The sequence below is a fragment of the Thermomonas hydrothermalis genome (assembly GCF_900129205.1).
Lineage (GTDB): Bacteria > Pseudomonadota > Gammaproteobacteria > Xanthomonadales > Xanthomonadaceae > Thermomonas > Thermomonas hydrothermalis.
In genome coordinates, this window is record NZ_FQUK01000014.1 from 25,706 (window position 1) to 39,610 (window position 13,905).

General features: G+C 67.1%; 11 protein-coding genes and 1 riboswitch. Of the genes, 7 read left to right on the plus strand and 4 right to left on the minus strand.

Annotated features, from left to right (window positions below; genetic code table 11):
• The first annotated feature begins 76 nt into the window (after positions 1 to 76).
• From BUA29_RS05495 to BUA29_RS05510, 4 genes are all read left to right on the plus strand, one after another.
• Positions 77 to 1,459, plus strand: a complete 1,383-nt coding sequence (locus tag BUA29_RS05495; protein ID WP_072755614.1) for a M28 family metallopeptidase — start codon at positions 77 to 79, stop codon at positions 1,457 to 1,459.
• A gap of 43 nt (positions 1,460 to 1,502) precedes the next feature.
• Positions 1,503 to 3,404, plus strand: a complete 1,902-nt coding sequence (locus BUA29_RS05500) for an MFS transporter (protein WP_072755615.1) — start codon at positions 1,503 to 1,505, stop codon at positions 3,402 to 3,404.
• Positions 3,405 to 3,590: 186 nt separating this feature from the next.
• Positions 3,591 to 3,866 carry a CD225/dispanin family protein gene (locus tag BUA29_RS05505; RefSeq protein ID WP_072755616.1) on the plus strand — a complete coding sequence of 92 codons (276 nt, stop codon included), beginning with the start codon at positions 3,591 to 3,593 and terminating at the stop codon, positions 3,864 to 3,866.
• 13 nt (positions 3,867 to 3,879) lie between these two features.
• Positions 3,880 to 4,305 (plus strand): DUF2752 domain-containing protein, encoded by a 426-nt coding sequence (locus BUA29_RS05510; protein WP_084602364.1) that lies wholly within the window; start codon positions 3,880 to 3,882, stop codon positions 4,303 to 4,305.
• 7 nt (positions 4,306 to 4,312) lie between these two features.
• Here BUA29_RS05510 and bioD read toward each other — a convergent pair whose 3' ends face one another.
• On the minus strand, positions 4,313 to 4,996 hold the full coding sequence (gene bioD / locus BUA29_RS05515; RefSeq protein ID WP_072755618.1) for a dethiobiotin synthase: 684 nt from the start codon (positions 4,994 to 4,996) through the stop codon (positions 4,313 to 4,315).
• Positions 4,997 to 5,073: 77 nt separating this feature from the next.
• Between bioD and BUA29_RS05520 the strand changes: the two genes are divergently transcribed.
• From BUA29_RS05520 to BUA29_RS05530, 3 genes are all read left to right on the plus strand, one after another.
• On the plus strand, positions 5,074 to 5,565 hold the full coding sequence (locus BUA29_RS05520; RefSeq protein ID WP_072755619.1) for a GAF domain-containing protein: 492 nt from the start codon (positions 5,074 to 5,076) through the stop codon (positions 5,563 to 5,565).
• Complete coding sequence (locus BUA29_RS05525; protein ID WP_281247903.1) at positions 5,556 to 5,927, plus strand: TfoX/Sxy family protein; 372 nt, start codon at positions 5,556 to 5,558, stop codon at positions 5,925 to 5,927. Before BUA29_RS05520 ends, BUA29_RS05525 begins: the two co-directional genes overlap by 10 nt.
• A 32-nt stretch (positions 5,928 to 5,959) precedes the next feature.
• A riboswitch (cobalamin riboswitch) is annotated at positions 5,960 to 6,185 on the plus strand.
• A gap of 123 nt (positions 6,186 to 6,308) precedes the next feature.
• A complete protein-coding gene (locus BUA29_RS05530; protein WP_178137895.1) occupies positions 6,309 to 8,216 on the plus strand; it encodes a TonB-dependent receptor domain-containing protein in 1,908 nt (635 codons plus the stop codon).
• A gap of 68 nt (positions 8,217 to 8,284) precedes the next feature.
• Here the strand turns inward: BUA29_RS05530 and BUA29_RS05535 are convergent, their stop codons facing one another.
• The 3 genes from BUA29_RS05535 to glmU all read right to left on the minus strand — a co-directional run bounded on the left by BUA29_RS05535 (position 8,285) and on the right by glmU (position 13,900).
• A complete protein-coding gene (locus BUA29_RS05535) occupies positions 8,285 to 10,417 on the minus strand; it encodes a putative bifunctional diguanylate cyclase/phosphodiesterase (RefSeq protein WP_072755620.1) in 2,133 nt (710 codons plus the stop codon).
• Between the two features lie 172 nt (positions 10,418 to 10,589).
• The gene (glmS, locus tag BUA29_RS05540) at positions 10,590 to 12,425 is read right to left on the minus strand and encodes a glutamine--fructose-6-phosphate transaminase (isomerizing) (protein ID WP_072755621.1); all 1,836 of its coding nucleotides are present in this window, start codon (positions 12,423 to 12,425) and stop codon (positions 10,590 to 10,592) included.
• Between the two features lie 104 nt (positions 12,426 to 12,529).
• On the minus strand, positions 12,530 to 13,900 hold the full coding sequence (glmU, locus tag BUA29_RS05545) for a bifunctional UDP-N-acetylglucosamine diphosphorylase/glucosamine-1-phosphate N-acetyltransferase GlmU (RefSeq protein WP_072755622.1): 1,371 nt from the start codon (positions 13,898 to 13,900) through the stop codon (positions 12,530 to 12,532).
• Positions 13,901 to 13,905 lie beyond the last annotated feature (5 nt).

The window sequence follows — 13,905 nt, forward strand, 5'->3', positions numbered from 1 at the left end:
TCACTATGCCACGCCGGCTGCATTGGTCGGCATGGGCGGGTAGGCTTGCACTTGCCCTCCCGCTGGTGGAACTGCCATGCGCCTGCTGCCTGCCCTGCTATTGACCCTGGCCACCGCGGCCGTTGCCGCCCAGGACGCGCCGCCGCCATCTGACCTGCCGCTGCTCGATACCCTGGGCACCGCGCCGTCGGCGGCCAACATCGAACGCGACGTGCGCACGCTGGTGGGCTTTGGCACTCGCCACACGCTGTCGGATACGGCCTCGCCGACGCGTGGGATCGGGGCGGCGCGGCGCTGGGTGTTCGACGAGTTCACCCGTATCTCCAAGGCCTGCGGCGGCTGCCTGGAGGTGCGCTATGTCAGCGGCACGGTGCAGGGCGAACCGCGCATTCCGGGGCCGGTGGAGGTGGTCAGCGTCATTGCCATCCAGCGCGGCACGGCGGATCCGAACCGCTACGTGATCATGAGTGGTGACATCGACTCGCGCGCCAGCGATGTGATGGATGCCACCTCCGATGCGCCTGGGGCCAACGACAATGCCAGCGGCCTGGCCGGCACGCTGGAAGCAGCGCGGGTGCTGAGCCGCTACCGCTTCCCGGCGACCATCGTGTATGCCGCGCTGGCCGGCGAGGAGCAGGGCCTGTACGGCGGCAAGTTTCTGGCCGAGGAAGCCAAGCGGCAGGGCTGGCGGGTGGAAGCGGTGCTCAACAACGACATGATCGGCAATATCCAGGGCATCGACGGCGTGATCGACAACAGCACCGCACGGGTGTTCTCAGAAGGCACCCGCGCCACCGAAACCGCCGAAGAAGCCCGTGCGCGCCGCTTTACCGGCGGCGAGCTGGATTCCCCCAGCCGCAACCTGGCGCGCTACATCGCACGCATGGCCACGCATGTGCCCAACCTCACGGTGCGGATGGTGTACCGGATGGATCGCTTCGGCCGTGGCGGCCATCACCGCCCGTTCAATGAAGCCGGCTTCCCGGCGGTGCGGGTGATGGAAGCGCACGAGCACTACGATCGCCAGCATCAGGACGTGCGTACCGAAACCCTGCCCGATGGCCGCGTGCGCCACTATGGCGACACGCTCGACGGCGTGGACTTCGCCTATGCCGCCAAACTCACCGCGCTCAACGTCGTGACGCTGGCAGCGCTGGCCTCGGCACCACCGCCGCCGGCCGACGTGCGCATCGAAGGCGCGGTCAGCCCCGACACCACGCTGCGCTGGACCCGCCCACCCGCCGCGCAGGCGCCGCAACTGGCCGGCTATCGGGTGTACTGGCGCGACACCACCGCGCCGCAGTGGACCCACAGCCGCTGGGTGGGCAACGTCGATCATGTCACCCTGCACAACACCATCATCGACGACGCGTTCTTTGGCGTTGCCGCCGTCGCCAAGGATGGCAGCGAAAGCCCGGTGGTGTTCCCAGGGCCGGCCGGCAGCTTCGGCGGGTACTGACGCGGTCATCCGCTATCCTCCGGCAAACCGTTCGGGGGATGCCATGGCTCATTCGCAGTTCGACCTGCTCAGACAGCGCCGCTTCCTGCCCTATTTCATCGTGCAGGCGCTAGGCGCGTTCAACGACAACGTGTACCGGCAGGCGATCATCGGCCTGCTGGCCTACATGGCGGTGGGAAGCGCGGAGATGGGGCTGTACGCCAACCTGGCACCGGCGATCTTCATCCTGCCGTTCTTCCTGTTCTCGGCCACCGCCGGCCAGATTGCGGAAAAGCTGGAGAAGCAGCGGCTGATCGTGATCACCACCACGATGGAAATCATCGTGATGTCGCTGGCGGCAGTGGGGTTTCTGCTCAAGAGCATGCCGATCCTGCTGCTGGCGCTGTTCGGCACCGGTTTGCAGTCCACCCTGTTCGGGCCGGTGAAATATTCGATCCTGCCGGCAGTGCTCAAGCCGGAGGAACTCACCGGCGGCAACGGGCTGGTGGAGATGGGCACATCGGTGGCGATCCTGCTGGGCATGGTGTGTGGCGGGCTGATTTTCCAGCTGGCCGGCGACCACGGCCCGCAGGTCGCGGCCGCGACGGTGGTGCTGCTGGCGATTGCCGGCAACACGGTGGCGCGGCGCATCCCGCGGGTGGAGGCCGGCGACCCGACGCTGAAGGTGGACTGGAACGTGCTGCGTGAGTCGTGGCGGATCTGGCAGCTGACCCGCCGACAACTGGCCGTGCGCAATGCCGTGCTGGGCGTGAGCTGGTTCTGGTTTGTCGGCACCATGCTGACCGCGCAGTTGCCGGTCTATGCACAAACCAACCTAGGCGGCACCCAGAACCTCTACATCTTCGCGCTGGCGCTGTTTTCGGTGGGTGTTGGGATCGGCTCGATATCCTGCGAAAAGCTGTCTTCGCGGACGGTGGAAATCGGCCTGGTGCCGCTGGGCGCATTCGGCATCAGCGCCTTCCTGCTCGACCTCTATTTCGCCCGGCCGGGGCAGGCGCTGGCGCAGGGTCTGTCGGTGCAGGCGTTCATCCAGATGCCCGGCAGCACACGCATCATCCTCGACCTCATCGGCATCGGGGTGTTCACTGGCTTTTTCGTGGTGCCGCTGTTTGCACTGATCCAGAGCCGCACGCCGAAGCACGAACTGGCGCGGGTGATCTCCGGCATGAACATCCAGAACGCGATGTTCATCGTGCTGGCGGCACTCCTTGGCCTGGGCGCGCAGCGCCTGCTCGGCTGGAGCATCCCGCAGGTGTTCCTGGCGCTGGCGATCGCCAACACGCTGGTGGCGCTCTGGATCTTCAGCATCGTGCCCGAGTTCTTCATGCGTTTTCTCAGCTGGCTGCTGGTGCGCACGCTGTACCGGCTGGAGCTGCACGGCATCGAAAAGCACGTCCCGGACGAAGGTGCGGCACTGCTGGTGTGCAACCACGTCAGCTACATGGACGCGCTGATCCTGGCGGCCTGCATCCCGCGCCCGGTGCGCTTCGTGATGTATTACCGAATCTTCGACATTCCGGTGCTGCGCTGGATCTTCCGCACCGCCAGGGCGATCCCGATTGCCGGTGCACGCGAGGACCCCGAGATCATGCAGCGCGCGTTCGACGCGGTGGATGCGGCGCTGGCCGAGGGTGAGCTGGTCTGCATCTTCCCCGAAGGCGCACTGACCAAGGACGGCCAAATCGCGCCGTTCAAACCCGGCGTGGAAAAAATCCTGGCGCGTGCGCTCGCACGCGGGCAGGACGTGCCGGTGGTCCCGATGGCACTGCGCAACATGTGGGGCAGCATGTGGAGCCGGCGTGACTCACGTCTGGGCCGCATGCGCCTGCCACGCCGGCTGCGGGCGCACATCGAAGTGGTGGCCGGCGAACCGATCCCCGCAGCCAACGCAAGCGCCGCCCTGCTGGAAGCACGCGTGCGCGCACTGCGTGGAGATTGGGCATAAGCCCCAAATCGGGACAAGGTCTAAACCAACGCTATTCGTGACCAACAGGGATCTCCGACGGATTTGGAGATTCTTTGACGTTGACACATTCCTTACCCGACAGCGAGCATACGAACAGGCCATGGGCTGTGGGGTCGCCCTGTCCACTTTGTCTGCCTGCAACTTCATTTCACCAGGGGAATCTCCATGAATGAATCACAAGAAGTCATCCCAAACCATCTGGTCTGGGCCATCCTCACCACCTTGTTCTGCTGTCTTCCGCTCGGCATCGTGTCAATCGTTTATGCCGCCCGGGTGGATGGTCTGCGCGCGGCCGGTGACATTGCTGGCGCACGCGAAGCATCGCGCAAGGCGAAACTCTGGGCCATCTGGTCTGCGTTGATCGGACCTGCGCTGCTGCTGGTCTGGTTCATGTTCCTCGGCGGTCTGGCGACGCTTGGCGCACTCGCCGGCCAGAACTGAAGCTGTGGTGCGCATAGCACTCGCAACACTTCCCCCAGCATGGCGTCAAGCCGTGCCGGGGCTTGTGCTGGCCGCAGGCGCTGCGACAGTTGCAGCTGTTCTCTGGCGACTAAACCCGTTTGCCCCCGGCAGCCCGCTTCCGCCCTGCCCCATCCATGCCCTGACCGGTCTTTACTGCCCAGGCTGTGGCAGTACCCGTTGCCTGTACGCACTGGTGCATGCCGATCTTCCACTGGCACTTGCCATGAACCCGCTGCTAGTTGTCAGCCTGCCGGCGCTCGGGCTGATGACACTCAATGCCGCAGGTTGGCGTCCACGCTGGGCAACGCCATTGTCCCGGTACCTAGCCAATCCCCGATATTGGCTCTGGACACTGCTGGGGTTTGCCGTCCTGCGCAACCTTCCTTGGTGGCCCTTCACCTGGCTTGCGCCAGGCTGAGCCCGCTTCATCCCCCCATGCTTGCCGGTATATCGAGATGCGCCGCCAACGCCTGCGGTGCTGCATCCGGCGCATACGGCAGCACACCCCAACATGGCGCCGGCAGACGGTGGCGCAGCATTGCGATGTTGTCTTCGACGCGTGCCATCGTGGGATCGACGTGCGAGCCGATCCAGCCCGCCAGGGTCAACCCATCGGCAGCGATTGCGCGGGCGCTGAGCAGGGCGTGATTGAGGCAGCCCAGCCGCAACCCGACCACCAGCACCACCGGCAGTCGCAAGGCACGCACCAGGTCTGCCTGCATCAACGTGGCCGACAGCGGCGCCGCCCAGCCGCCCACGCCCTCCACCACCAGGGCATCGGCCTGCGCCGACAGGCGCGCATACGCGTCGAGGATCGGCGCTAGCGTCACCTCGATGCCGGCATCGCGGGCGGCCAGTTCCGGGGCCAGTGGCTGCTCCAGCGCGAATGGGTTGATGTCCGCGTAGTCGATCCCGGATTCGCCCGCCGCCTGCAGCGCCAGCGCGTCCTCGTTGCGCCAGACGCCATCGATGCGGACACAGCCACTGGCGACCGGCTTCATGCCCGCCGCACGCAGGCCGTGCGCGCGCAGCCGATACAGCAGCGCGCAGCTGGCCAGGGTCTTGCCAATGCCGGTATCGGTGCCGGTGACATAGAACGACAACATCATGACCTCCCTGCGGATGCGGCGTAGGCATAACAGGCGCGCATGGTAGCCCTGCCTGCCAGGGTTGCTACACTGCACGCATGAGCTTTTCCTTTGCCCCATTGACCGGCAGCAAGCCGGAACGCTACGCGCAGTTACTGGCACAGGTGCGTGCGCTGCTGCACGACGAGCGCGACCGAATCGCCAACGCCGCCAACCTGTCGGCGCTAGTGTACCACGCCCTGCCCGATCTCAACTGGGTGGGCTTCTACTTCTTCGATGGCACTGAGCTTGTGGTCGGCCCATTCCAGGGGCTGCCGGCCTGCGTGCGCATCCCGCTGGACAAAGGCGTCTGTGGCGCCGCTGCCCGCACCCGGCAGACCCAGCGGGTGGACGACGTGCACGCCTTCCCCGGCCACATCGCCTGCGATTCGGCCAGTCGCTCGGAACTGGTGGTGCCGCTGTACCGGGGCGATACGCTGATCGGCGTATTCGATCTCGACAGCCCGCTGCCAGCCCGCTTCGATGCCGACGACCAGCACGGGCTGGAAGCCGTCGCTGCGGCATTCCTGGAGTCGATCGCTTGCGCCTGACCCTGCGCAATATCGGCCCCAAGACCGCCACCTGGCTGCGCATGGTGGGGGTGCATAGTGCCGAGGATCTGGCCGCGCTGGGCGCGGTGCAGACTTACGTGAAGGTGCGCCGGGCCGGCTTCAAGCCCGGCATCAACCTGCTTTACATGCTGGAAGGGGCGCTGACCGACTGCCACTGGCAGCAAATCCCGGAACACCGCCGGGCCGAACTGGTGCAAGCGGCCGAGGAGGCACTTGCCCAGCTGCCACCACCACGCGGGCGACCAGCCGCGGCACCCGTCACCACCACCTATCACGACGAACCCACCGCGCCCACCTTCACGCTGTTCGATGACGAGCACGCTGGCGACACCGACGCTTGATCCAGGACAAGCGAACCCAGCGGCCAACCCGCTACACTAAGCGCGCTTGAGGTGACCCGGTGGCAACGCCGCCGGGTTGAAACGGGAAGCCGGTGACGAGGCGCACATGCGCCCCCAGTCCGGCGCTGCCCCCGCAACGGTAAGTGCGACCACGCCAGCATCGGCCACTGTGCATCCGCATGGGAAGGCGCTGGCAGGGCTCAGTTCGACCCTGGGCCGCGCGCAAGCCCGGAGACCGGCCTTAAGCATGACTGGTGGCGATGCGGAGGGCGTCGCACGGCCCGTGCGTGCGCTCGCACGCCCTGTCCGTGGCAACTCCCCCGCTTGGCCATTGCCCTTCACTTCAAGGGCGCGCGGGCGTGCGCGCCGGAGTTTGACTTCATGAAACCTGCTGTCCTGTATCCGCTGTCTGTTGCCCCTCTTGCACTGGCGCTGGCTGCGGCGCTGCCGCTGTCGGCCCGTGCCGACGATGCCAAGACCTTGGATCGCCTCATCGTCACTGCCACCCGCACCCCGATCAGCGTGGACGACGCGCTGGCCGCCGTGGAGGTGATCGATCGTGCCGAGATCGACGCCAGCAGCGCCCACTCGCTGCCGGAACTGCTGCGCGGCCGCGCCGGCATCACCCTCGTCAACCAGGGCGGGCTGGGCAAGCTGAGCACCCTGTTCATGCGCGGCACCGAGTCCGACCACACCCTGGTGCTGGTGGACGGCGTGCGGATCGGCTCGCCCACCTCCGGGCTGGCATCGCTGCAGGACATCCCGCTGGCACTGATCGACCACATCGAGATCGTGCGTGGGCCGCGCTCCTCGCTGTATGGCGCCGATGCCATCGGCGGCGTGATCCAGATCTTCACCCGCCGCGGCGAAGGCCAGGGCGAACAGGCGCGCGCCCGCATCGCCGCCGGCAGCCATGGCCTGCGCGAAGCCTCCGCCGGCATTGACCTGCGCGGTGCACGCGGTGGGGTGGGCGTGGACATGGCCTACCAGCGCACCGACGGCATCAATGCCTGCTCCGGGTTCTACGATCCGCTCACCTGGCAGGGCGCCGGCTGCTTCATCGTGCCGGGCACCCACCTCGACCGCGACGGCTACCGCAACCGCAGTGCCAGCCTGCGCGCCGATTTCGCCCCGGCCGACGGTTGGCAGCTGGACGCCCACGCCTTCCGCGCCGAAGGCCACAACGACTACGACGGCGATTACGTGGACAACTCCGACATCGTCCAGCAGGTGGTCGCCGGCAGCGCACGCTGGATCCCGATGCAGGACGTCCAGATCAGCCTGCGCCTCGGTCGCAATCTGGACGATTCGCGCAACTACCTCGGCAAGGTGTTCAGCAACCGCTTTGCCACCTGGCGTGACAACGCCAGCCTGCAAGGCGACATCGGCGTGGCGGAACATCAGCAGCTGAGCGTCGGTTTCGACTGGCTGCGCGATGCCGCCAATGTCAGCGATCCGTGGGCACCGTTCTCGGCCCGGCGCGGCAATCGCGGCGTGTTCGCCGAGTATCTGGGCCAGTTTGGCGCGGCCGACGCCCGCCAGCACGTGCAGTTCAGCCTGCGCCATGACGACAACGACCAGTTCGGCGGCCACACCACCGGCACGCTGGCCTGGGGCATGACGCTGCCCGCCGGCTGGCGGGTGAGCGCCAGCCACGGCACCGCGTTCAAGGCGCCCACCTTCAACGAGCTGTATTACCCCGGCTTCAGCAACCCGCTGCTGCGCCCGGAAGTCGCGCGCAGCAGCGAGCTTGAACTGGCGCGCAGCGGCGCCGGCTGGCAGGTGCAGGCCAATGCCTACCAGACCCGCGTGCGTGACCTGATCGCCTACGATGCCACGCTGGGCAAGCCCGGCAACCTGGACAGCGCGCGCATCCGCGGCCTGGAGTTGACCGGCGAATGGCAGCAGGACGACTGGACCGCGCGCGGTCAGCTGGGCTGGCTGCAGACCCGCAACGAGAGCGCCGGCGCCAACCATGGCAAGACCCTGCCGCGTCGCCCCGGGCGCAGCGCCCGGCTGACGCTCGAACGTCGCCTCGGCGATGTCACCGTCGGTGTCACCGGCATTGCCGAGGCTGCCCGCTGGGACGACGTCGCCAATACCCTGCGGGTAGGCGGCTACGGCACGCTGGACGCACGCGTGGCATGGCGCTTTGCGCCCGGCTGGACGCTGCAGGCCAATGTCAGCAATGCGCTCGACAAGCGCTACGAAACCAGCGCCTGGTACAACCAGCCCGGCCGCGAGTACACGCTCAGCCTGCGCTGGCAGCCCGCAGACGCCGGCCGCTGACCCAACGGCGAGCCGCCCCGTGCCGCCTTGGCAAACCACCGCCATCGGCGCGGGGCCAGTTCAGACACTCAACTTTGCGATGCGCTGGCCGTGCCCTGCTCGGCCAGCCGCTTGCAGGCACGCAGCAAATCGCGGCATTCCGGCGCGGCCAGCGGCTTGAAGAACAGATACCCCTGCGCCTGGTCGCAGCCTGCCTCGCGCAACTGCACGAACTGCTCCTGGGTTTCCACCCCTTCAGCCACCACCTTCAGGCCCATGCCATGCGCCAGGACGATGATGGTGGCGACGATGGCCGCGCCATCCTCGCTGGCCGTCATATCGGTGACGAAGGTGCGGTCGATCTTCAGGCAGTTCAGCGGCAGCTTCTTCAGATAGGCCAGCGAGGAATAACCAGTGCCAAAGTCGTCGATGGCGATGCGCACACCCAGCCGCTGCAGATCGGTCAGCGCCACGGCGGCGGCCGGCAGATCATCCATCAGCGCCGACTCGGTGATTTCCAGTTCCAGATCCTGCGGCTTTAAGCCGTTGTCGCGCAGCGCCCGGCTGACCTCCTCGGCGACATCCCGCTGGCGGAACTGGCGTGCTGACAGGTTCACGGCCATGGTGCCAGTCGGCAGCCCTTCGTCACGCCACTGGCGTAACTGGCGGCAGGCTTCACGCAGCACCCAGTCGCCGATCGACAGGATCAGCCCGGTACGTTCGGCCACCGGAATGAACTCATCCGGGCGGACCGAACCCAGCTCGGCGCTCTGCCAGCGCAGCAGCGCCTCCCAGCCGGACAGACGGCCGGTGCCGATGTCCCACTTGGGCTGGTAATGCAGAGCCAGCTCGCCGCGCTCGATGGCGACGCGCAAGCCAGCCTCCAGCCGGGCCGTGCGACGGAAAGCCTGCTCCAGCGCATCGTCGAACGCCGCCACGCTGCCGCGCCCGGCCTGCTTGGCTTGTTTGAGCGCCAGATCAGCCTGACTCAGCACGGTACTGACCGTGCGCGCCTGCTGCGCATAGCTCACCACCCCGATGCTGGCATTGATGCCAATCCGGTCCTCACCCAGCTCGAACTCACGTGCCAGTGCCGCCTGCAGGGTCTGCGCGACCTGCTGCGCCTGGGCCAGGGTAGTCTCGGGCAACTGCACCAAAAACTCATCTCCGCTCAACCGGGCCAGATAGGCCGATGGCGGCAAAGCCGCACGCAGTCGTGCAGCAACCGCTGTCAGCAGGCGATCACCCTGGGCATGCCCGAGGGTGTCGTTGACGGTCTGGAGGTGATCCAGATCCAGCAGCAACACCGCACCCGGCCGCTGCGGCTGGCTGCCTTGGCCAAGCTGCGCCTGCAGCCACTCCAGCGCGGCGCTGCGATTGGGCAGACCGGTCAGCACGTCATGGGTGAGCAGATACTGCATCCGCTCGAACGGGCGACGCAGCGCTTCGACATGGATCGCCCGGTACAGGTAGTAGTAGGCGGCCACCTTGTAGGCATGCCCGAGCAAGTTGGGCAGGCTCAAAATCTCCCGGTACAGGGTAAAGAACAGTTCGCTTGCGGCCATCAGCAGCAGCGCCAGCAGCAGGCTGCCGGGCTCGGCCCCGGTCAACGTCCGCCAACGCAGTACCAGCACCAGCGCAGCCAGCAGGAACAGGCCGCACACGCCCCACTCCAGACCGATCTTCAGCGTCGTCAGCCCCAGCCCCGGCTGGTACATCGCTGCAATCCGCTCCGGCGTGGTCAGCGGCCACCAGGCCAGTGCCAGCGCCAAGGCCAGCACGCATAGGAACCAGGCCATCCGCCAGGTCCGTGCCGGCGCCGGCCGCTCGGCCAGACCGACGAACGCCAGCAACCCCAGCGCCGAGAAATAACGGGCCAATAGCCACAGCAGGATGGTCTTCTGCGGCGAGTTGGGGCCGAGCAGGTCGGGCATGCCGGCGTAGGCCAGCAAATGCAGCAGGTCCAGCACGGCAACCGCAAGGAACGCCCCGCCCAGCTCCATCGCCCGGCTGGAACGCTGGATGCCGGCTACGGTGGCACCAGTGACGAACACCAGCATGGCCACGGCCACCGCCACGGTTTCCAGCAACGAATGCAGCGCCAGAAACGACGACTGCGGCAGCACCCACTGGTTGGCCGGCTGCTGTTGCCAGAGCAGCAGCGGCACCGCCAGCACCAGCAGCACACTGCCGAGCACATGACGGAACGTGGGCCTGAGCATCAGTCTCCTCCTCGAAGGCAACGGCATTCCCGGCAGCGCGGCGGCGGCTGCCGGCCTGGCGTACCGCTTGCCCATCGTAAGGAATCTTCGCGCACTTTGGAGATGCCCGTCGGCCCGGATGCCCTGGGCTGTCACCACCCGGCAGGCGTTGCCCAGGGCTGTCCGCCCGCGGTCATTCCACCGTCACCGCCTTGGCCAGATTACGCGGCTTGTCCACGTCGGTGCCGCGCGCCAGCGCGGTGTGGTAGGCCAGCAACTGCACCGGGATCGCATGCACGATCGGCGACAGCAGCCCGACATGGCGCGGGGTGCGGATCACGTGGACGCCCTCGGACTCGGTGAAGCTGCTGTCGGCATCGGCGAACACATACATCTGACCACCGCGCGCACGCACTTCCTGGATGTTGGACTTCACCTTCTCCAGCAGTGCGTCGTTCGGCGCGATCACCACCACCGGCATCTGCGCATCCACCAGCGCCAGCGGGCCATGCTTGAGCTCGCCGGCCGGGTAGCCTTCGGCGTGGATGTAGGAGATTTCCTTGAGCTTGAGCGCACCTTCCAGGGCGATCGGGTAATGCGTGCCACGCCCCAGGAACAACGCGTGCTGATACGGCGCGAATGCCGACGCCCAGGCAGCGATCTGCGGCTCCAGGTTGAGCGCGTGCTGGACACTGCCGGGCAGATGACACAGATCGTCCAGCAGGGCCGCCGCGTGTGCATCATCCACCTGTCCACGCAGCCGACCCAACGTCACCGCCAGGGCAAACAACGCCACCAGCTGGGTGGTGAAGGCTTTGGTCGAGGCCACGCCGATCTCGGCACCGGCGCGGGTGTAGAACACCAGCCTGCTGGCGCGCGGGATGGCGGACTCTGGTACGTTGCAGATCGACAGTGTTTTGTCCTGCCCCTGCGCCTTGGCGTACTTCAGCGCCTCCATCGTGTCCAGGGTTTCGCCGGACTGGGAGATAGTGACGATCAACTGCTGCGGGTGGCCCACCACCTTGCGATAGCGGTACTCGCTGGCGATCTCCACGGCGCAGGGAATGCCAGCAAGCGCCTCGATCCAATAGCGTGCGGTCAACCCGGCGTAATAGCTGGTGCCGCAGGCCAGGATCTGCACCGATGCCACATCCGCCAGCACCGCTTCGGCCTCATCGCCAAACAGCGACGGCACAAAATCACCCGCATCGAGGATGCCTTCGGCGGTATCGCTGATCGCGCGCGGCTGCTCGTGGATTTCCTTCTGCATGAAATGCCGGTACGGGCCCAACTCCAGCGCGGCCAGCGACACGTCGGAGACGTGCACATCGCGTGTCACCGGCCGGTCACTGGCATCGAACACCTGCACCGAATCGCGGGTCAGGGCCACAGTGTCGCCCTCTTCCAGGTAGATCACCCGGCGGGTGGCAGAGACGATGGCAGACACATCCGAGGCAACGAAGTGCTCGCCCTCACCCAACCCCACCAGCAGCGGGCAGCCCATGCGCGCGGCCACCAACATATCTGGTTCACGCCGGTCGATCACCGCCAGCGCATAGGCGCCGTGCAGTTCCTTCACCGCCTGCTGCAAGGCCGCAAGCAGGCTGGCACCCTGGGCGCGGTAGTGGTGGATCAGATGGGCGATCACCTCGGTGTCGGTCTGCGACTCGAACACATAGCCCAGCGCACGCAGGCGTTCGCGCTGCTGCTCGTGGTTTTCGATGATGCCGTTGTGCACCAGCGCCAGCTCGCCGTGGCTGATGTGCGGATGGGCATTGGCCTCGGTGACACCCCCATGCGTGGCCCAGCGGGTGTGACCGATGCCCAGCCTCGCCGGCCCCAAGCCTTCTGCGACGGCCGCTGCTTCCATCTCCGCCACCCGACCGGTGCGCCGCACCCGCCGCACCGCATCGCCCACCACCACCGCGACGCCGGCGGAGTCGTAGCCGCGGTATTCCAGCCGCTTGAGGCCATCCACCAGCACAGGCACCACGTCACGGTTGGCGATGGCACCGACGATTCCACACATGCACGATTCTCCTTTCAGACGACTGAAGTTTTTGCGGGACGGTCAGCATTCAACGCGATATTCATGCCGCTTCCGGCTGCGCTGCGCGCAATGCGGACATTGCATCACGTGTGTTTCTTCACCGGCCGCTGCCAGCCGTCCACGGTCTGCTGGCGGGCGCGGGCCACGGTGAGCTTGCCGGCCGGGGCGTCTTTGCTGATCACCGAACCGGCACCGATGGTGGCGCCCGCGCCGATGCTCACCGGCGCCACCAGCGCGCTGTTGGAGCCGATGAAGGCGCCGTCGCCGATGGTGGTGGTGGATTTGTTCACCCCATCGTAGTTGCAGGTGATGGTGCCGGCACCGATGTTGACGCCCGATCCGATCACCGCATCGCCGAGGTAGGTCAGGTGGTTGGCCTTGCTGCCCTGGCCAAGGGTGGCGTTTTTGGTTTCCACGAAGTTGCCGATGTGCACGCCCTCGGCCAACACCGTGCCGGGGCGCAGCCGGGCATACGGGCCGATCCGCACATCCGGGCCGCAGCGGGCGCCATCGATGTCGCAATGCGCAGCCACCTGGGTGCCGGGGCCGAGATGGGCATCGCGAATCCGGCAGAACGGGCCGATCCGGACACCATCCGCCAGCACCACCTCGCCCTCGAACACCACATCGACATCGATCTCGACATCACGCCCGGTGCGCAGGGTGCCGCGCACATCGATGCGGGCAGGATCCATCAGCCGCACCCCGGCCTGACACAGCGCACGCGCCTGCCGGCGCTGGAAGGCGCGCTCGAGCTGGGCCAGCTGCCAGGGGTCGTTGGCACCTTCGGTTTCCAGCGCATCCGCGGCCAGCACCACGGCCGCAGCGGTGCCCTCGCGTGCGGCGGCGGCGAACACGTCGGTCAGGTAGTACTCGCCCTGGGCGTTATCGTTGCGTAGTGCTTCCAGCCAGCGGCGCAGGTGGCCGGCGGCGGCAGCGATCACGCCGGTATTGACCAGCCGGATGCGGCGCTGCGCCTCGTCGGCGTCCTTGTGTTCGACGATCGCGGCCACGTTGCCCTGGGCATCCCGCACGATGCGGCCATAGCCGGTCGGATCGTCCGGCTCGGCGGCCAGCACCGCCAGCGGGCCTGGCGCCTGCAGCAGCGGCCGTAGGGTCGTCGGGGTAAGCAGCGGCACATCGCCGTACAGCACCAGCACGCGTGCCTGATCCGGCAACAGCGGCATGGCCTGCTGCACCGCATGCCCGGTGCCCAGCTGCTGCGTTTGCGCCACCCAGGACAAATCGGTCTGCCCGGCAAACGCCGCCTGCACCTGTGCCCCCCCGTGGCCATGCACCACGTGGATCTTCGCCGGCGCCAGCGCGCGGGCACAGTCGATCACGTGCGCCAGCATCGGTTTGCCAGCGATCTTGTGCAGCACCTTCGGGATGGCCGATTGCATCCGCTTGCCCTCGCCAGCGGCGAGGATGACCACATGCAGCGGTGCGTCCATGCATG